A 16,974-nucleotide genomic window follows, 5' to 3' on the forward strand; every position below is an offset into this window, starting at 1 on the left:
AGTTGGCGTACGACCGACGCTAGGGCCGGGCGAGGCATTCCACCAGCGACTAGATTGCATGGGATCGATGAGCCTCAGGAATACCCAGGAGGACCGGTGTTCGAGATCGACGCGCTCAAACTGCTCGTGGCCGTGGCCGAGACGGGCTCCTTCACCGGCGCCGCCGCCCGCCTCGACTACACGCAGTCCGCGGTGTCCCGCAGGATCGCGACCCTGGAACGCCAGGCCGGAGGCCCTCTCTTCGACCGCCTCCCGAGAGGCGTACGGCTCAACCCCGCCGGCCGCTCCCTGCACCGCCACGCCGTCGAGGTAATCGCCCGACTCACCCGCGCGGAACGAGAGTTGGCCGTCCTGCACGCGGGAAGCGGCGGCCTCCTGCACGTGGGTGCCTTCGCCACCGCCAACGTCTCCCTGGTCCCCGCGGCCCTCCGCGCCCTCCAGGAGACCCGCCCGGACGTCGAGATCATCGCCGTAGAGGGCCCGACGGACACCCTGATGCACCGCCTCGCGGACGGCACGCTCGACCTCGCGGTCGTCAGCGACTACCCGTACGGCCTCCCCTCGGCCGACGGCGTCACGACGACCCCCCTGTGCGCCGACGACCTCCTCGTCGCCCTCCCGAGCACCCACCCCCTGGCCGCCGAGGACACCGTCGATCTGCGGGAACTCCGTGACGAACCCTGGGTCCAGAACGCGTACGGCGACCGCCCCACGATGCTCGCGGACGCGTGCGCGCGGGCGGGGTTCAGCCCCCGGAAGGTGATCCGCATCGCGGAGTGGACAGGCAAGTTCGGGTACGTCGCGGCAGGACTCGGCGTCGCGCTGGTCCCGTCGCTGGCGGCCTGGGCGGTCCCCGCGGAACTCGCTCTGCGCCCCCTGACGGACCGCACACTGCGGCGCACGGTCCATGTGGCTCTGCCGGCGAGACCGCTCCAGGCGGCCCTGGAGCTAAGGGAGTTGCTGCGGGCCACAGATCTCGACCGGCTCACGGGACGCGCTGGATGAGCCAACGCCCCTGAAAAACGCCCCAGTTCGCCAACGCCCTAAGAGGAACCGCCTAGTTCGCCAACACCCCGATGAATTTGCCGAGTTCGTCAACACCCTGACTAATCCGCTCAGTTCAACAACGCCCGCGCCCCCAACGCCTCCCCCCGAACCTTCTCCGCCGCCCCCTCGTCAACCGCGCCCACAACCTCCGCGTACCCCTCCAACTCCACCGCCCCGCCCAGATAATCCCCTCGCTGCACCAGCAACTTCCCCCGCTCGTACCGCAGTTGCGCCGGATGCGAAGGCAGCAGCAACCCCAGCTCCACCGCCCACAACGCGTCCCCGCTCCGCTCCAACTGGCCGCCCGCCCAGGCCCGTACGTTGTTGAGGATCCGCGCCACCACGGCCAGCGGATCGGCGGCGCCCACCTCCCGCGAGGCCGACCGGGGCCCGCCCTCCATGACACGCCCCCCGTCGAAGGGGTCCGCGACGACCCGCTCGGCGCGGCTCCCGAACCCCACGACGAAGTGACCGGGTGCGGCGATCCCGTACACCGGAGCCCCCGCCCGCCGGGCGACCTCGATCCAGACGACCGACAGCAGGATCGGCAACCCCCGTCGGCGTTCCAGGACTTGGGGGAGGAGGGAGGAGTCGAGGCGCTGATAGTCGGACGCGTCGCCCCGGAACCCGTACCGCTCGCCCAGCAACACCCGTACGGCCTCGGCCCATGCGCGGGCGCCGCCGGGACGGTACGGCAACTCTCCGGCGAGGCGGTCGAGTTCGACCTGGAGGGCGTCCAGGTCGGAGGGGCCGAGCGACGGGTCCGCCTCCGCGCCGATCAGGAAACACAGGGTCGCGAGGTCGGGCCGCTCGGCGCGGGCCTCCTCGGCGAAGAGCCGCCGTACCTCGCCGGGCGGATAGCTCACGCCGGCTCCCGGTAGTGGTGGTAGGAGTGATGGACGGCGAACCCGAGCCCCTCGTACAGCGCGAGCGCACCGGAGTTGTCGGCCTCGACCTGAAGCCAGGCAGCCGAGGCCCCCTCCTTCAGCGCCCGCCCGGCAAGCACGGCCATGACATCGGTCCCAAGCCCCTCGCGCCGCCGCGCCGGATCAACCTCGACGGCGGAGAACCCGGCCCACCGCCCGTCGACGACACACCGCCCGATGGCGACGAGGCTCTCCACACCACCTCGCCCGGCACCTTCCACGGCCCCCTGCCCGGCACCCCCAACGCCCCCTCCCACAGCCGCGAACCACACCGAAGGCCCACTCCCCAGCACCCGCAACGCCACCTCGCCCACCCCCTTGCGCTGATACCGCCCCAGCCACCCCGCCCCCGCCTCACGCGACAGCGCGACCTCCGCCCGCACCCCCCGATCCGCCAGCGCCGCCAACCCCCCGACCATCACCCGAGCGGTCACCTCCCGCACCCACCCCCGAGCCTCCAACTCCCCGCACAACGCGTCCCCGTCCCCGACCTGGACGTACGCAGGCAGCCCCCGCACCCCGTACCACTCCCGCACCACCCGCAACGCCTCGTCCAGCGGCACCCCCGGATCCCCCAGCGGCAGCACGGAGTTGGCCCGGCGGGTGAACCCGGCGGCGGCCCGCAGCTCCCACCCCCCGAGCGGCGCACTCTCCACCGGCAGCCAGGAACGCGCGGCGACCCGCGAGAGTTCCTCGTACGAAGCCGCAGGCACCCGGCGCCGGGCGGGAGTCGGAGGGACGACCTTGCCCGCGACGAGGGACGCTGCGGGAATCCGCACCGCGATCCCGTCCCGGCGAGTGATCACGACCACATCGCCGTCCCATGATGTGAGAACACCCACCGTGTCGGTGAATTTCCCCTCCGTCACGGCGGGGTCGGAAACTCGCCGCACGGAGACGCGTTTGCCCACATCGGCGGCCGTAATGCGAACTTTGAGCCGACCTGCGCCTCGGATTTCCACGAGTCCGTCCACCCCTCCTGTTCGGATCATGCCCAAGAACGGAGATACTAGGTGGCGGGCATCGACGACGCCGCGCTCCCGCGCGCCAGGCGGCGGAGCCTGAGGCAGGCCCGCCAGCGCCCTATCGAGGAGGAACGACAGCGTGACCTACGTCATCGCGCAGCCTTGTGTCGACGTGAAGGACAAGGCGTGCATCGAGGAATGCCCGGTCGACTGCATCTACGAGGGCTCCCGGTCCTTGTACATCCACCCGGACGAATGCGTCGACTGCGGTGCCTGTGAGCCGGTCTGCCCGGTCGAGGCGATCTTCTACGAGGACGACACTCCGGAGGAGTGGAAGGACTACTACAAGGCGAACGTCGAGTTCTTCGACGAGCTGGGCTCCCCGGGTGGCGCCAGCAAGCTGGGCCTGATCGAGCGGGACCACCCGTTCGTGGCCGCGCTGCCGCCGCAGGCCTGACCCCACGGGCCCCAAGCACCGTCGCCTCGGTCCCCTCCAGGGGCCGAGGCGTTTGCCGTACCAGAAAGTGAGCGTCCCGTGTCTCTCGCCGACCTTCTTCCCGCGTTCCCCTGGGACAAGTTGGCCCCCTACAAGCAGACGGCCGCCGCGCACCCCGACGGCATCGTCGACCTCTCCGTGGGCACGCCGGTCGACCCCGTCCCGGACCTGGTCCAGCAGGCCCTGATCGCCGCCGCCGACTCCCCGGGCTACCCCACGGTCTGGGGCACGCCCGCCCTGCGCGACGCGATCACCGCCTGGCTCGGAACCCGTCTCGGCGCACGCGACGTCACCCACCACCACGTCCTGCCGATCGTCGGCTCCAAGGAGCTGGTGGCCTGGCTCCCGACCCAACTCGGCCTGGGCCCCGGCGACAAGGTCGCCTACCCGCGCCTCGCGTACCCCACCTACGAGGTAGGCGCGCGCCTGGCTCGCGCGGACTACGAGGTCTACGACGACCCCACGGCCCTCGACCCCACGAACCTCAAACTCCTCTGGCTCAACTCCCCGTCGAACCCGACCGGCAAGGTCCTCACGAAGGAAGAGCTGACCCGCACGGTCGCGTGGGCCCGCGAGCACGGCGTCCTGATCTTCTCGGACGAGTGCTACCTCGAACTCGGCTGGGAGGCGGACCCGATCTCGGTCCTCCACCCGGACGTCAACGGCGGTTCGTACGAGGGCATCGTCTCGGTCCACTCCCTCTCCAAGCGCTCCAACTTGGCCGGGTACAGGGCGGCGTTCCTCGCGGGCGACCCGGCGATCCTGGCCCCCCTGCTGGAGATCCGCAAGCACGGCGGCATGATGACGTCGGCCCCGACACAGGCGGCGGTGATCGCGGCGCTGGGCGACGACAAGCACGTACAGGAACAGCGGGAACGCTACGCGGCGCGGCGTACGGCGCTACGGGACGCGCTGCTCGCACACGGCTTCCGCATCGAACACAGCGAGGCGAGCCTCTACCTGTGGGCGACGAGGGACGAGTCGTGCTGGGAGACGGTGGCGTACTTGGCGGAGTTGGGCATCTTGGTGGCGCCGGGTGACTTCTACGGCGAAGCGGGGGCCGACTACGTACGAGTAGCCCTCACCGCTACGGACGAGCGCGTAACAGCGGCGGTAAACCGACTCCTTTAGGGGCGCGGGGCTGTATCAATTTGCGGCTGCCGCCGCGTGGGCGCGACAACCACATCGCACCCGCAGACGACAACGGGGCCCAGAGGTAAACACCCTCCGGGCCCCGCAGTTCAAGAAGTCTCAGCCCCCCAAGGGAAGCCCCTTCAGCGGCAGCGTCTGCGCCCCCTTGGTCAGCGAGTCGGTCGGCAGCCCACCCTTCGTCGCCGACTTCGCGGTCTCACCCACGAGATCACCAGAAGCCCCCGCAGTCGCACCGGCAGCCTTGGACGCCGGAGGAGTCACCTTCTTGACGGCCTGCCCCCCACTCTTGCCGACACCAGGAACCGCCTGCTCGGCAACCTTCGCCCCGTTCTCCCCGGCGGTGCTGGTCGCCCCCTCGCTCACCGCGTCGAGCGTGTTGGACACACTGGCCGTGTCGAGAGAGGTCAACCCACCAAGGCCAGGCACCGGAGCAGCCGGCGCGGCACTGGCGGAGCCGGCCACACCAACCCCGGCAGCAGCCCCCGCGGCGACGAGCAGCGCGGCACGGGCGATCCGACGGGTCAGGGGAAGGGAGGACATGTCGCTCCTACGATCTGGTTCGGACTCTGACGCCGTGAGAACACCCGCAGGCCCCAGGAAGGTTGCGGATCAGCAACGTAAAGACTTGGCAATGCGTCGCATTATCGGCTGTGAACACCCCGGGTGGCGTACCCCTCGTACTACTGACCGGTGGTGATCCGCACGGACTTCTCGCGGTCGGCGCGCGTCCCGCTGACCGGCTGCCACTGGCTGTCGCTGTTCCCGGCGACCCAGGTCCGCCCGGCGTAGGTGACGCGCTGGATGTGCAGCGCGGAGGAGTTGGCGACGGCCCAGTGCGCGAGCTGCCACCCGCGTTCCGGTACGGACCGCCCGGCGGAGGCGGTGTCGCTGACGACGGGGAGCGCGACGGTCTCGCCGCCGCTTATCGCCGTCGGCCCCTCGGACTGCGTACTCGCCGTGGACGTCGCCGCCGTCCCCTGGACCGCGTCGCGCCCGAAGTCCCGTACGAGGGCGGCCCGTACGGCGCTCTCGCCGGTCGCGGTGACGGTCGCGTCGGGCCGTCCCGTACACGTCAGGGTCGCGGCGGACCGCCCGGTGAGGGCGGCGGCCAGGACGGTCGCGTCGGGTTCGTGCTTGGCGTACGCGTCCGGGTAGCCGCTGCGCTGGACGCGCTGCGCGGCGACCGTGAGGGGGAGGTCCTCGTAGTCGCGGACCTTCTTGAGGTGCTTGTAGAACTCGCCCGCCGAATACGCCGGGTCCTGCACCTCCTCCTCGGTGCCCCAGCCCTGCGAGGGCCGCTGCTGGAAGAGGCCGAGCGAATCCCGGTCGCCGTGCGCGAGGTTGCGCAGCCCGGACTCCTGGAGCGCGGTCGCCAGCGCGATCGTCACCGCCCGCTCGGGCATCCCGAGGTTCGTGCCGACGGCCGTGATCGTCGCCGCGTTGACGGCCTGCTCCGGCGTGAACTCGTAACTCTTCCCGCCCTTCTGGGCGGCGGCGACTCTGCACCCCGGGTCACCGGTCCCGCCGGTGATGTACTGCACCACCACATAGCCCGCGACGGCGAGCAGGACGACGACCGCGGCCAAGGAGCGCAGCAGGCGGCCAGGATGCTTGGAGGAGGGGGACGGGGCTGACACGCGTACAAGGTACTGGAGAGTACGGTTGAGCATGGGCCAGGTGGGAACACTGGTCCGATCGCTTGGCGCGTTAGGGTCGACACCATGGCCGACACTCCGCTTGACCTCACTCTGGATGCCGCCGCGCTCACCGCGCGTCTCGTCGACTTCCCTTCGGAGAGCGGTACGGAGGAGCCTCTCGCCGACGCGATCGAGGCCGCCCTGCGCGCGCTGCCCCACCTGACGGTCGACCGCCACGGCAACAACGTCATCGCCCGTACGGGGCTGGGTCTGCCGGAGCGCGTCATCCTCGCCGGCCACATCGACACGGTCCCGATCGCCGACAACGTCCCCTCCCGCCTCGACCCCGACGGCGTCCTGTGGGGCTGCGGCACCTGCGACATGAAGTCCGGGGTGGCGGTCCAACTCCGCATCGCCGCAACGGTCGTCGCCCCCAACCGCGACCTGACCTTCATCTTCTACGACAACGAGGAGGTCGAGGCCACCCGCAACGGCCTCGGCCACGTCGCCCGCGCGCACCCCGAGTGGCTGGCCGGGGACTTCGCGGTCCTCCTGGAGCCGTCCGACGGCCAGGTGGAGGGCGGCTGCCAGGGCACCTTGCGCGTCCAGCTCCGCACGAAGGGCGAGCGCGCGCACTCCGCCCGCTCCTGGATGGGCGCCAACGCGATCCACGCCGCCGCCCCGATCCTGGCCCGCCTCGCGGCGTACGAACCCCGTCGTCCCGTCATCGACGGGCTGGAGTACCGCGAGGGGCTCAACGCGGTGGGGATCAGCGGGGGAGTGGCGGGGAACGTCATCCCCGACGAGTGCGTCGTGACCGTCAACTTCCGGTACGCGCCGGACCGCAGCGAGGACGAGGCGATCACGCACGTCCGTGAGGTGTTCGCGGACTGCTACGAGGAGTTGACGGTCACCGACCACAGCCCCGGCGCGCTCCCCGGCCTCTCCCACCCCGCCGCCGCGGCCTTCGTCGAGGCGGTCGGCGGCACCCCCAGCCCCAAGTTCGGCTGGACGGACGTGAGTCGCTTCTCCTCGCTCGGCGTCCCCGCCGTCAACTACGGCCCCGGCAACCCCCTGTTGGCCCACAAGCGGGACGAGCGCGTCGACACGGCCGCGATCCTGCACGCCGAGGAACGCCTGCGGAACTGGCTGACACGCTGACGTCCCCCGTCCGTAACCCCCGCGGATCTAGGCTGAGGTACGGAACCACCAGCAAGTGCAAGTGAAGGGAGCGCACATGACGGTCGAGGGAACCCCCAAGCCGGAAGAGCAGCGTCTGGGGCCGGTTCTGCGCAGGCGCTCCCAAGTCACGGCGAGTACGACGGACCAGCGGTTGTTGGACGCCGGAGGCCCCTCGGACTGGGTCCACACCGACCCCTGGCGCGTCCTGCGCATCCAGTCCGAGTTCATCGAGGGCTTCGGCACGCTCGCCGAACTCCCGCCCGCGATCAGCGTGTTCGGCTCCGCCCGGACGAAGCCGGACTCCCCCGAGTACGAGGCGGGCGTCCGCCTCGGCCACGCCCTCGTCGACGCGGGCTGGGCGGTCATCACGGGCGGCGGGCCCGGCGCGATGGAGGCCGCGAACAAGGGCGCCTGCGAGGCGGGCGGCATCTCGGTCGGCCTCGGCATCGAGCTGCCCTTCGAGCAGGGCCTCAACCCCTACGTCGACATCGGCCTCAACTTCCGCTACTTCTTCGTCCGCAAGATGATGTTCGTGAAGTACGCGCAGGGCTTCGTGGTCCTCCCGGGCGGCCTCGGCACCCTCGACGAACTCTTCGAGGCCCTGACCCTGGTCCAGACCCAGAAGGTGACCCGCTTCCCGATCGTGCTGTTCGGCACGGAGTACTGGGGCGGCCTGATCGACTGGATCAGGAACACGCTGGTCGCGGAGGGCAAGGCGTCGGAGAAGGACCTGTTGTTGTTCCACGTCACGGACGACGTGGACGAGGCGGTGGCGCTGGTGTCGAAGGAAGCGGCGCGCTGAGCCGTTGACCTGGGGCCGGACCCTCGTCCCACAGCACGGGGCCCGGCCCGGCCGCGTCATCCGCCACACCGTCCGGCGCCCCGAGGCTCGGGTGGCGGAACCGGCAGTGTGCGCACGGGTGTTCCAGGCCGCCCTCGCCGGGGCGTCGCGCTGTCGCGTACAGCATGGAGAGGGCGCCGATCCAGATCGTGACGAAGAGCATGACGGCCAGGGCGGACGCCGTTGCGGCGGTCACTCTTCGTCGATGCGGAAAGTACTGATCTTTCCGTCCGGTACGGGGAACACGCGGAATTCCGACGAGAGTTCGGATACGAGGAGGAGTCCTCGGCCGTGTTCTTCGTGGGGGTGGGGGTACGGGGGGCGGGGTTCCGGGATTTTGGGGGAGGCGTCCTTCACGTCGATCACGAGTGAGGCCCAGACGGTGACCTCGAAGCGGTCGCCTTCGGCGTGTTCGACGGCGTTGGTGGCGAGTTCGCTGACGAGGAGGGCACAGAGGCCGGGGTTTTTGCCGCCGGCCCTTTCGTACGCGCGTACGGCCCATTTCCTGGCGGCGGGGACGGATGCGGGGGTGCGGGGGAAGAGGGCGCGTTCCATGAGGGGTTCGTAGGCGGGCATGAGGGGCCTCCTCAGGGTGAATACGGGCCGTTGCAGGGTGTGTTCGGCGCGTGAGGTCGAGTGTGAGCGGAGTGGCTCTGCGATCGCAACCCAAACGCCGGAATCTCCCTCACAAGTGCTACGCGCCGCACCTTCGCGCTACGCTGCGCCGTGTCCGCAAGGTCGCCTTGAGGAGGGGTAGTTGTGGCGGTCAGCACCGCAGGCATCGTCGCCCGGCAGCGCTTCGGCGCCGCGCTGAAGGAGGCACGCCTCAATGCCCCCGGCGGCCCGGTCAAGCAGATCGAAGTGGCCCACGCGTTGGGACGCCGGACCGTGGATCGCGTCTCCCGCCTTGAGCGCGGGGCGACTTGGCCGGAGTTGAAAGAGCTGAAGACGCTTCTGCGGGTGTTCAAGGCGGATACGGAAACGCGGGTCCGGCTGGAGACGATGCTTGCGGAAGGGCGGGCGATCACGGGGGCTTGGTGGACGGAGTTCCAGGAGGAATTCCCGGAGAGTCTGATCGAGTTTGTCGCCTACGAGGACAGCGCCACTCAGATCGTCACCTGCGCGGGAAATGTGATTCCTGGTCTCTTGCAGACCGCCGAGTACGGTCGCACGCTCACCTCGGCCGTCACGAAAACCCGGAAGGGCGGACTTCTCGTCGACCGGGCGATCGAGTTGCGGCGTGCGCGGCGGCAACTCCTGGAGAAGCAGAATCCCCCGACGGTCGAGATGATCCTCGGCGAGGCCGCACTCCGGCAGATGATCGGCGGGCGGGACGTCATGCTGGCACAGTTCGACTCGCTCATCACGGACGTCGAGCAGCATCAAGTCACCCTGCGGATGGTCCCGTTCGACTCCAACATCGCGATCGCCTACATGTTCCACGTCATCGAGTTCGGCGGAGCCCACGAGCGGCCTGTCGTAGCGTTCGACGCGATGAGCGGGATGTCCTACCGGAAGGACATCAAGGAGATCCGGGGACTCAAGGTGCTTGTCGAGTCCCTGCGGGAACTCTCGTTCTCCCCGGCGGACACGCTGGAGCAGATCAAGGCGATGAAGAAAGAGCTGTTGCGTGACTGAGAGCAAGAAGCTGGCCGTTCTGAACGCGCTCCTGGAGCGCGACCTCTCGGATGCGGAGTGGACGAAGTCCGAGTTCTCCGGCACCGGTTCAGGCGACTGCCTCGAAGCCACCCACGTCCCCGAACTCGGCGGCTGGGTCCTCCGCCACTCCATCCTCACCCACCTGATGATCCCGCTCACGGAGTCCGAGTACGCGGCCTACACGCAAGGCGTCCAAGCAGGCCAACCCGGCCTCGTCCCCGGCGTCTGACCCGCGTCAGGGCGGTTCACCATGAGTCGAAGTGTCATCCAGGTGTACACTATGTTCATGTCCGCTACTTATCCCATCGCCGAAGCGAGGGGCAAGCTCGGTGAACTCGCCCGCAGGGCTGCCCAGCACGAGCACATCACCCTGACCGACCGTGGCATCGCGACCGCGGTTCTCATCTCTCCCGCGGAGCTGGAGGACCTGGAGGACGCGCTGGCCTTGGCGCGCCTGGAGCGTGACAGGGCGCTCGGACGTACCGAAACACCCGTCCCGCACGCCCAGGCGCGGCAGATACTGCTTGAGGCCGCTGGGAGGAACGCGGAGTGACGTGGGAGGTCCAGTGGGAGCCGACGGCGCTCGACGAGGCCACAGGTTTCCTGAAGGACGATCCCCGAGGAGCGGACACCCTCCTTCAGGCGACCGACAGGCTTTCCGAGGACCCGAGGCCCGAGGGGTCCCGCGCATGGGGTGTCCAGCATCGTCGTTTCCGCTGCGGCCCGTGGCGGATCTTGTATCGCGTTGACGAGGAGGCTCGGACGCTGCACATCGAGCACGTCGGCCGCACGCTTGAGTGAAGAGCCCCCTACGCCAACCCCCGCCGCGCCACCGCAGGTTCACGGTGGCCGGCGATCGACGCGACCATGTCGAGGACCTGCCGCGTCTCCGCGACCTCGTGGACGCGGTAGACCTGGGCGCCCAGCCAGGCGGAGATTGCCGTCGTGGCCAGCGTCCCGATCAGGCGTTCTTTCACCGGGCGGTCCAGCGTCTCGCCGACGAAGTCCTTGTTGGACAGGGAGACCAGGACCGGCCAGCCGGTGGCGGCCATTTCGCCGAGGCGCCGCGTCGCCTCCAGGCTGTGCCGCGTGTTCTTGCCGAAGTCGTGGCCGGGGTCGATGAGGATCGACTCGCGGGGGACGCCGAGGGCGGCGGCGCGCTCCGCCAGGCCGACGGTCACGTCGAGGATGTCGGCCATGACGTCGTCGTACGCGACCCGGTGGGGGCGTGTACGCGGCTCAGAGCGTCCGGCGTGCGTGCAGACCAACCCAGCCCCGTACCGCGCCGCAACCTCCGCCAGACCCGGGTCCACGCCTCCCCACGCGTCGTTCAGGAGATCCGCGCCGGCCTCGCAGACCGCCTCGCCGACGGACGCGCGCCACGTGTCGACGCTGATGACCACCTCGGGGAACCGGCGCCGGACCTCCGCGACGAAACCGACCGTCCGGCGGGCCTCCTCCTGCGCGGTGACCTCCTCGCCGGGACCCGCCTTGACGCCGCCGATGTCGACGATCGCGGCACCCTCGGAAACGGCCTGCGCCACGCGCGCGAGCGCGGGCTCGTCGGCGAAGGTGGCGCCCTGGTCGTAGAAGGAGTCGGGCGTCCGGTTGACGATCGCCATGATCACCGGTTCGTGCGGACCGAATTCACGCCTGCCCAGCCTGAGCATCCCCTGTGACCTCTCCTAGTACATGCGGGACATCCGCCGCCTGAGACCCTAACTGTCCGACCCGCATGGCACGATCAGGGACAAGACACGTCCGACGTTCGAGCGGGGCCCGCCGATGGTTATGTTCTTGTTCCTGGTCATCGCGCTCGCCGTGGTGGTCGCCGCGGTGACGCTCGCCGTGGTGGGCGGCGGCGAGGGTACGGGCCCGCTGCCGGAGGAGTCGCCGCAGCGGCTGCACGACCCGCTGCCGTGGGACCGCCCGGTCACGCGCGCGGACGTCGACAGCCTCCGCTTCCCGCTCGCCGCGCGCGGCTACCGCATGTCGGACGTGGACGACGCGCTGGGCAGACTCGCCGCGGAACTCGCGGAGCGGGACGCCCGGATCGCCGACCTGGAGGCCGCGCTGACGCCCCCGCACGTGTCCGTCGAGAAGGCCGCCCCGGAGGACACCCAGTGACCGACGCCCTCGCCGGTCCGGACGGCGTCCCGCGCTGCCCCTGGGCGCTCTCCACGCCGGACTACGTCACGTACCACGACGAGGAGTGGGGCCGCCCCGTCCACGGCGACGACGCCCTCTTCGAGCGCCTCAGCCTGGAGGCGTTCCAGTCGGGCCTCTCCTGGATCACGATCCTGCGCCGCCGCCCCACCTTCCGTACGGCGTTCAGCGGCTTCCGGATCGCCGAGGTGGCCGCGTTCACGGACGAGGACCGTACGCGCCTGCTGGGCGACCCCGGGATCATCCGCAACCGCGCGAAGGTCGACGCGACGATGGCCAACGCGCGCGTGCTGGCCGACTGGACGCCCGGCGACCTGGACGAGCTGATCTGGTCCCACGCCCCGAAGAAGCCCCGCAAGCCGCCGAGGACCCTGTCCGACGTACCCGCCGTGACGGACGAGTCGAAGGCGCTGGCGAAGGAGCTGAAGAAGCGGGGCCTCAGGTTCGTGGGACCGACGACGGCGTACGCGCTGATGCAGGCGTGCGGGCTGGTCAACGACCACCTCAAGGACTGCGGCGCGCGGGGTTAGCGCCCCACGTACTTCGGCTTCTCCTTGTTGACGAACGCCGTCACCGCGATCCGGTGGTCCTGCGCCGCGCCCGCGCGGGACTGCAACGCGTCCTCCTTGTCGAGCGTCTCCGTCAACGAGTGCGTCAGCCCGAACGCGACCGACTCCTTGAGCGCGGCGTACGCGACGGTCGGCCCCTCCGCGAGCGCGCGGGCCACCTTCAGCGCCTCCTCCCGCAGGGAAGCCGCGGGGACGACCCGGTTGGCGATCCCGAGGTCCAGCGCGTCCTGCGCGCTGATGTTGCGCGGGAACAGCAGCAGGTCCATCGCCCGGGACGGCCCCACCACGCGCGGGAGCGTCCACGAGATCCCGGAGTCGGCGGTGAGCGCGACCCCCGCGAACGACGTGTTGAACGACGCCGTGTCCGCGACGATCCGGTAGTCGGCGGCCAGCGCGAACCCGAACCCGGCACCGGCGGCGACCCCGTTGACGGCGGCGACCACCGGCTTCGCGGCGCCCGTCAGCGCGCGCGTGATGGGGTTGTAGTGCTCGCCGACCGTGCTCATCACGACGTCCGACCCCTCGGCGAGCAGCCCGATGTGCTCCTTGAGGTCCTGGCCCACACAGAACGCGCGCTCCCCGGCGGCGGTCAGCAGGATCGCGCGTACGGCGGGATCGCCCGCCGCGGACTCGGCGGCGTCCCGCAGCGCGACCTTCGTCGCGACGTTCAGCGCGTTCATCGCCTCCGGACGGTTCACGGTGATGATCGCGAGCCCGTCGGTCACCTCGTACAGCACGCTGTCGGCCATGGAGTCGTCCCCTCCGCATCGAAAAATGACGTCGTCAGGGACACAGCATGGCGGAGTCCGCCGTCCGGGGACCGGACGGAGCGTGTGACCTGCGTCAAAGAATACGGCCCCGTTCTCGGACGGCCTAACGCGGCGAGGCGGCGCAGTATCGCAGCCACACCGCCGAATTGGGTGGTTTTGCTCAGGCGCGTTGCCCAAGCGATGCCGTCCGAAGTTGGTCATCGGGTCCTGAGATGCGGGATAATGGCTTGGAAGCAATGTGTTCGATGCCGGTGTCGCGTGTCCCACGCAGGACCGCGCGTGCCCTCCCAGGGGCCGTCGGCTTTGACGGTTGAGCTGGTTTCAGGAAGGGGAACGAGCATGGCGGCCATGAAGCCGCGGACGGGCGACGGCCCGCTTGAGGTGACCAAAGAGGGGCGGGGCATCGTCATGCGCGTTCCCCTCGAAGGCGGCGGGCGGCTCGTCGTCGAGCTGACCCCAGACGAGGCCACGGCGCTCGGCGAGGCCCTCAACAAGGTCGTCAGCTGATCGCACAAGCAGCCCCTTACGACAGTCCCGGCATCGCGTGCGGCGCCGGGGCTGTCGTTTTCACCGAACAGGTACGCCGTCGCTCAGCGCTTGACCGCGCACAGCAGCCCGTCGCCCACCGGCAGCAGCGACACCACCAGCTCGGTGCTCTCGCGCACCGTGCGCAGCAGCTCGCGCACGCGCACGACCTCCGTCGGCTGGGGACCGGAGTCGACGGTACGGCCGTTGGCGAACACGCCCTCGAAGACGACCAGCCCGCCCGGCCGCAGCAGGCGCAACGATTCAGCTAGGTAGTCCAGCAGTTCCAGCCGGTCGCCGTCGCAGAAGACGAGGTCGTAGCCGGAGTCGGCGAGACGCGGCAGGACGTCCAGCGCGCGCCCGGGGATGAACCGCGCCCGGTTGCTGGCGAACCCGCACGCGCGGAAGGCCTGCCGGGCGAACTGCTGGTGCTCCGGCTCGGGGTCGACGGTCGTCAGGACGCCGTCGGGACGCATGCCGTGCAGGAGATGGAGACCGGAGACGCCGGTGCCGGTGCCGATCTCGGCGACCGCCTTCGCGTCGACCGTGGCGGCCAGCAACCGCAGCGCGGCGCCCGTGCTGGGCGACACCGAGCGCAGCCCTGCCTCACGGGCCCGGTCGCGGGCCCAGTGCAGCGCGTCGTCCTCGGCGGCGTAGGCGTCGGCGAACGCCCAGCTTGCCTGCCGGTTGCCGGTAATGACCCTCTCCTGTTCCCCATGATGTGCCTCGGCGTGACTGTATCCGTTGCGGGCGGGAACCCGCAGATGGGACCGCGCGTTTGAAGGGGTGGGAACGGTGATGGGGGGACACAGTTGGATCACGGCGGCGGGTGGCGCGGCGAGTTCGGACGGACGCAGCTGTATGAGCCGTATCAGCCCAGATCAAATTCAGGTAAAACCGCTTATCCGGAGCTAACGGGCGAGGTGGCTATGGTAGGGGCTCCACTGGACACCACCAGAGCCGACAGGGGAGGTGCGGCCCAGTCTGTGGATCGGGGAGGAGTGCTCCGGCGCTTTCTCGGATCGGCGGGCAGGCCGAAATCCGTGAATGACACCGCTGACCGCAACCACGCCGGCGACTACGCCCAGACCGCGACCTTCTCCACCGACGCGGACGGGCAGGCGTGGACTCCGCCCACGTGGGAGGAGATCGTCAGCACGCACAGCGGACGTGTCTACCGCCTCGCCTACCGCCTGACGGGCAACCAGCACGACGCCGAAGATCTCACGCAGGAGGTCTTCGTCCGCGTCTTCCGCTCCCTGTCCACCTACACGCCGGGCACCTTCGAGGGCTGGCTGCACCGCATCACCACCAACCTCTTCCTCGACATGGTCCGCCGCAAGCAGCGCATCCGCTTCGACTCCCTCGGGGACGACGCGGCGGAAAGGCTCGCCAGCAAGGAGCCGACCCCGCAGCAGCTCTTCAACGACGCCCACTTCGACGCGGACGTCCAGCAGGCGCTGGACACCCTCGCGCCCGAGTTCCGCGCGGCCGTCGTGCTGTGCGACATCGAGGGGCTGTCGTACGAGGAGATCGCGGCGACCCTCGGCGTCAAGCTCGGGACCGTCCGCTCCCGGATCCACCGGGGCCGCTCCCAGCTCCGCAAGGCCCTCGCGCACCGCTCCCCGCAGGCCCGCGAGGCCGAGCGGCGGCGGACGTTCATGGCCCGTGTCCCCGTCCTGGGGGGAGGGGGCGCGACCGCGTGAGTGGACTCGGTGGCTCCAGGCCCAAACCTTCCGTGAACCACGCGGAACAGCATCTCGGCGACCGGCTCTCCGCCCTGGTGGACGGAGAGCTGGGCCATGACGCGCGCGAGCGTGTCCTCGCGCATGTCGCTACCTGCGCGCAGTGCAAGACGGAGGTCGACGCACAGCGCCGTCTCAAGGGTGTCTTCTCCGAGGTGGCTCCTCCGACCCCGTCCGAGAGCTTCCTCGCGCGCCTTCAGGGGCTGCCCGGGGGTGATGACCCCGCGAGCGGGAGTCCCCTCGGGGGCGGCGGGCTCCTCGGAGGTGAGCGGGGGGCCAGATTCGGGTCCAGAGGGTTCGCGGGGCTCGGCGGGGGCTCCGGTGCGCTCGGTGACGGCAGGGGGTTCGGCGGGTCTTCGGGGGTTCTCGGCGGCGGGGGTTCCGTCTTCGGGGCGCGGGCCGGGGAGCCGTTCGAGTTCGGGTATCTGCCGGACGACGGGTCTGCGGGGTGGAGTGAGGGCGCCGGTGCCGACGGGCGGGCCGGGGATGCCGCCGCCTCTGTACGGGCTGCCGGTGACGCCGCTGCGGCGGTGCGGATCTCCGGGGATGCCGCCGCCTCCGTGCGGGGTTCCCGTGGTGCCGTTTCTCTCGGTGACACCGCCGCCGCGTTCTCCGCCTCCGTCGCCGAGAAGGGGTTCCGGGTTCATCCCGTCGGGCGGCACGAGGAGCGGTCGCGGAGTCTGCGGTTCGCGTTCGTCGCCGCCGGGGCCGTGTCGCTCGCGGCGATCGCGCTGGGCGGGGTGACCGGTTCGGCGCCGATCGACCAGACGACCGAGGCGCGGGGCGGTGCGGGGAGCAATGTGACGCCGTCCAGGGCTGCGGGGGCGGCGGTTCCCGACGGTTCCTCTCGGCGCCGGTCGGCCGGGCCGCTTCTCTCCCAGGGGGGCCAGGGCGTTCTGCGGAACACTCCCGCCGCCCCCACGGAGGTGGCCGCGCCGCTGCTGCCGGGCATTCCTACGCCGGTGTCCGCGCGGCACGAGGAGACGCTGCGGGCGTTGACCGCGCCGGTCGTCGCGGGGGCGGCTGCCATGTCGCCGCTGATACGCCCGCTGTCGGTGAGCTGGCCCACCACTCCGGGGCTGCTGTCTCCCGACGCCACGTCCACGCCTTAGTTCTTTCCGCGGGCGATCGGAGTGGTCCCGTGTGAGTCGGTGCGGCCGGCCGGAACGTGACAGCAGGGTCCGGGGCGACCTGGTTGAATCCCAGCGGGAACCCGTGTCCATGCCATCCCGGCCGGACGCACAGACAACGTCCGACCAGCCGCCCGACGCGTCCGGCTCCGGTCGGCTGGTGG

At 70.4% G+C, this 16,974-nt stretch carries 22 protein-coding genes; 14 read left to right on the forward strand and 8 right to left on the reverse strand.

Annotated features, from left to right (window positions below):
* The first annotated feature begins 96 nt into the window (after positions 1 to 96).
* Positions 97 to 1,005 (forward strand): LysR family transcriptional regulator, encoded by a 909-nt coding sequence (locus ACQCO7_RS28050; RefSeq protein ID WP_464074412.1) that lies wholly within the window; start codon positions 97 to 99, stop codon positions 1,003 to 1,005.
* A gap of 110 nt (positions 1,006 to 1,115) precedes the next feature.
* Here the strand turns inward: ACQCO7_RS28050 and ACQCO7_RS28055 are convergent, their stop codons facing one another.
* Both ACQCO7_RS28055 and ACQCO7_RS28060 read right to left on the reverse strand, forming a co-directional pair.
* Positions 1,116 to 1,913, reverse strand: a complete 798-nt coding sequence (locus ACQCO7_RS28055) for a transglutaminase family protein (protein WP_464074413.1) — start codon at positions 1,911 to 1,913, stop codon at positions 1,116 to 1,118.
* Positions 1,910 to 2,935 (reverse strand): GNAT family N-acetyltransferase, encoded by a 1,026-nt coding sequence (locus ACQCO7_RS28060; RefSeq protein WP_464077308.1) that lies wholly within the window; start codon positions 2,933 to 2,935, stop codon positions 1,910 to 1,912. Before ACQCO7_RS28060 ends, ACQCO7_RS28055 begins: the two co-directional genes overlap by 4 nt.
* Before the next feature lie 142 nt (positions 2,936 to 3,077).
* Here ACQCO7_RS28060 and fdxA point away from each other — a divergent pair, with 142 nt between their 5' ends.
* The gene (fdxA, locus tag ACQCO7_RS28065; RefSeq protein ID WP_010350536.1) at positions 3,078 to 3,395 is read left to right on the forward strand and encodes a ferredoxin; all 318 of its coding nucleotides are present in this window, start codon (positions 3,078 to 3,080) and stop codon (positions 3,393 to 3,395) included.
* Between the two features lie 78 nt (positions 3,396 to 3,473).
* Positions 3,474 to 4,565: a bifunctional succinyldiaminopimelate transaminase/glutamate-prephenate aminotransferase gene (locus ACQCO7_RS28070; protein ID WP_464074414.1), complete on the forward strand. Its 1,092-nt coding sequence runs from the start codon at positions 3,474 to 3,476 to the stop codon at positions 4,563 to 4,565.
* Between the two features lie 120 nt (positions 4,566 to 4,685).
* On the opposite strand, the gene ACQCO7_RS28075 is transcribed toward ACQCO7_RS28070, so the two are convergent.
* Positions 4,686 to 5,126 carry an ATP-binding protein gene (locus ACQCO7_RS28075; protein WP_464074415.1) on the reverse strand — a complete coding sequence of 147 codons (441 nt, stop codon included), beginning with the start codon at positions 5,124 to 5,126 and terminating at the stop codon, positions 4,686 to 4,688.
* Positions 5,127 to 5,266: 140 nt separating this feature from the next.
* Positions 5,267 to 6,223 carry a heavy metal transporter gene (locus tag ACQCO7_RS28080; RefSeq protein WP_464074416.1) on the reverse strand — a complete coding sequence of 319 codons (957 nt, stop codon included), beginning with the start codon at positions 6,221 to 6,223 and terminating at the stop codon, positions 5,267 to 5,269.
* An 84-nt stretch (positions 6,224 to 6,307) separates the two neighbouring features.
* On the opposite strand from ACQCO7_RS28080, the gene dapE reads away from it, so the two are divergent.
* Positions 6,308 to 7,384, forward strand: a complete 1,077-nt coding sequence (gene dapE, locus ACQCO7_RS28085) for a succinyl-diaminopimelate desuccinylase (RefSeq protein ID WP_464074417.1) — start codon at positions 6,308 to 6,310, stop codon at positions 7,382 to 7,384.
* A gap of 76 nt (positions 7,385 to 7,460) precedes the next feature.
* The gene (locus ACQCO7_RS28090; RefSeq protein ID WP_029183385.1) at positions 7,461 to 8,207 is read left to right on the forward strand and encodes an LOG family protein; all 747 of its coding nucleotides are present in this window, start codon (positions 7,461 to 7,463) and stop codon (positions 8,205 to 8,207) included.
* A 231-nt stretch (positions 8,208 to 8,438) separates the two neighbouring features.
* On the opposite strand, the gene ACQCO7_RS28095 is transcribed toward ACQCO7_RS28090, so the two are convergent.
* Positions 8,439 to 8,822 (reverse strand): ATP-binding protein, encoded by a 384-nt coding sequence (locus tag ACQCO7_RS28095; RefSeq protein WP_464074418.1) that lies wholly within the window; start codon positions 8,820 to 8,822, stop codon positions 8,439 to 8,441.
* Positions 8,823 to 9,005: 183 nt separating this feature from the next.
* Here ACQCO7_RS28095 and ACQCO7_RS28100 point away from each other — a divergent pair, with 183 nt between their 5' ends.
* From ACQCO7_RS28100 to ACQCO7_RS28115, 4 genes are read left to right on the forward strand one after another with little or no spacing between them, the layout of a single operon-like run.
* Positions 9,006 to 9,884 (forward strand): DUF5753 domain-containing protein, encoded by an 879-nt coding sequence (locus tag ACQCO7_RS28100; protein WP_464074419.1) that lies wholly within the window; start codon positions 9,006 to 9,008, stop codon positions 9,882 to 9,884.
* On the forward strand, positions 9,877 to 10,134 hold the full coding sequence (locus ACQCO7_RS28105; protein ID WP_464074420.1) for a DUF397 domain-containing protein: 258 nt from the start codon (positions 9,877 to 9,879) through the stop codon (positions 10,132 to 10,134). Before ACQCO7_RS28100 ends, ACQCO7_RS28105 begins: the two co-directional genes overlap by 8 nt.
* A 57-nt stretch (positions 10,135 to 10,191) precedes the next feature.
* Positions 10,192 to 10,458 (forward strand): type II toxin-antitoxin system prevent-host-death family antitoxin, encoded by a 267-nt coding sequence (locus ACQCO7_RS28110; protein WP_464074421.1) that lies wholly within the window; start codon positions 10,192 to 10,194, stop codon positions 10,456 to 10,458.
* Positions 10,455 to 10,706 (forward strand): type II toxin-antitoxin system RelE family toxin, encoded by a 252-nt coding sequence (locus tag ACQCO7_RS28115; RefSeq protein ID WP_464074422.1) that lies wholly within the window; start codon positions 10,455 to 10,457, stop codon positions 10,704 to 10,706. Before ACQCO7_RS28110 ends, ACQCO7_RS28115 begins: the two co-directional genes overlap by 4 nt.
* A gap of 8 nt (positions 10,707 to 10,714) precedes the next feature.
* Here ACQCO7_RS28115 and folP read toward each other — a convergent pair whose 3' ends face one another.
* Entirely contained in the window at positions 10,715 to 11,575 is an 861-nt protein-coding gene (folP, locus tag ACQCO7_RS28120) for a dihydropteroate synthase (RefSeq protein ID WP_464074423.1), read from the reverse strand.
* Positions 11,576 to 11,696: 121 nt separating this feature from the next.
* Between folP and ACQCO7_RS28125 the strand changes: the two genes are divergently transcribed.
* Positions 11,697 to 12,032, forward strand: coding sequence for a DivIVA domain-containing protein (locus ACQCO7_RS28125; RefSeq protein ID WP_464077309.1), 336 nt, complete (start codon positions 11,697 to 11,699; stop codon positions 12,030 to 12,032).
* Positions 12,029 to 12,601, forward strand: coding sequence for a DNA-3-methyladenine glycosylase I (locus ACQCO7_RS28130; protein ID WP_464074424.1), 573 nt, complete (start codon positions 12,029 to 12,031; stop codon positions 12,599 to 12,601). Before ACQCO7_RS28125 ends, ACQCO7_RS28130 begins: the two co-directional genes overlap by 4 nt.
* Here the strand turns inward: ACQCO7_RS28130 and chcB are convergent.
* On the reverse strand, positions 12,598 to 13,389 hold the full coding sequence (gene chcB / locus ACQCO7_RS28135) for a 2-cyclohexenylcarbonyl CoA isomerase (RefSeq protein WP_464074425.1): 792 nt from the start codon (positions 13,387 to 13,389) through the stop codon (positions 12,598 to 12,600). The two genes, ACQCO7_RS28130 and chcB, sit on opposite strands and share 4 nt — an antisense overlap.
* Before the next feature lie 360 nt (positions 13,390 to 13,749).
* On the opposite strand from chcB, the gene ACQCO7_RS28140 reads away from it, so the two are divergent.
* Entirely contained in the window at positions 13,750 to 13,917 is a 168-nt protein-coding gene (locus ACQCO7_RS28140; RefSeq protein WP_010350523.1) for a DUF3117 domain-containing protein, read from the forward strand.
* Between the two features lie 83 nt (positions 13,918 to 14,000).
* Here ACQCO7_RS28140 and ACQCO7_RS28145 read toward each other — a convergent pair whose 3' ends face one another.
* The gene (locus ACQCO7_RS28145) at positions 14,001 to 14,699 is read right to left on the reverse strand and encodes an O-methyltransferase (protein ID WP_464077310.1); all 699 of its coding nucleotides are present in this window, start codon (positions 14,697 to 14,699) and stop codon (positions 14,001 to 14,003) included.
* A gap of 237 nt (positions 14,700 to 14,936) precedes the next feature.
* Between ACQCO7_RS28145 and sigE the strand changes: the two genes are divergently transcribed.
* Both sigE and ACQCO7_RS28155 read left to right on the forward strand, forming a co-directional pair.
* A complete protein-coding gene (gene sigE, locus ACQCO7_RS28150) occupies positions 14,937 to 15,641 on the forward strand; it encodes an RNA polymerase sigma factor SigE (RefSeq protein WP_464074426.1) in 705 nt (234 codons plus the stop codon).
* A gap of 32 nt (positions 15,642 to 15,673) precedes the next feature.
* A complete protein-coding gene (locus ACQCO7_RS28155) occupies positions 15,674 to 16,792 on the forward strand; it encodes an anti-sigma factor family protein (protein WP_464074427.1) in 1,119 nt (372 codons plus the stop codon).
* The last annotated feature ends 182 nt before the right edge of the window (positions 16,793 to 16,974 follow it).

It is taken from the genome of Streptomyces saintjeani, from assembly GCF_055409605.1.

Excerpts from the sequence above, each read along its gene's own strand:
- ACQCO7_RS28075 (WP_464074415.1), bottom strand. The coding sequence starts at position 5,126 with ATGTCCTCCCTTCCCCTGACCCGTCGGATCGCCCGTGCCGCGCTGCTC.
- dapE (WP_464074417.1), top strand. The coding sequence starts at position 6,308 with ATGGCCGACACTCCGCTTGACCTCACTCTGGATGCCGCCGCGCTCACC.
- ACQCO7_RS28090 (WP_029183385.1), top strand. The coding sequence starts at position 7,461 with ATGACGGTCGAGGGAACCCCCAAGCCGGAAGAGCAGCGTCTGGGGCCG.
- ACQCO7_RS28095 (WP_464074418.1), bottom strand. The coding sequence starts at position 8,822 with ATGCCCGCCTACGAACCCCTCATGGAACGCGCCCTCTTCCCCCGCACC.
- ACQCO7_RS28110 (WP_464074421.1), top strand. The coding sequence starts at position 10,192 with ATGTCCGCTACTTATCCCATCGCCGAAGCGAGGGGCAAGCTCGGTGAA.
- folP (WP_464074423.1), bottom strand. The coding sequence starts at position 11,575 with ATGCTCAGGCTGGGCAGGCGTGAATTCGGTCCGCACGAACCGGTGATC.
- ACQCO7_RS28125 (WP_464077309.1), top strand. The coding sequence starts at position 11,697 with ATGTTCTTGTTCCTGGTCATCGCGCTCGCCGTGGTGGTCGCCGCGGTG.
- chcB (WP_464074425.1), bottom strand. The coding sequence starts at position 13,389 with ATGGCCGACAGCGTGCTGTACGAGGTGACCGACGGGCTCGCGATCATC.
- ACQCO7_RS28140 (WP_010350523.1), top strand. The coding sequence starts at position 13,750 with ATGGCGGCCATGAAGCCGCGGACGGGCGACGGCCCGCTTGAGGTGACC.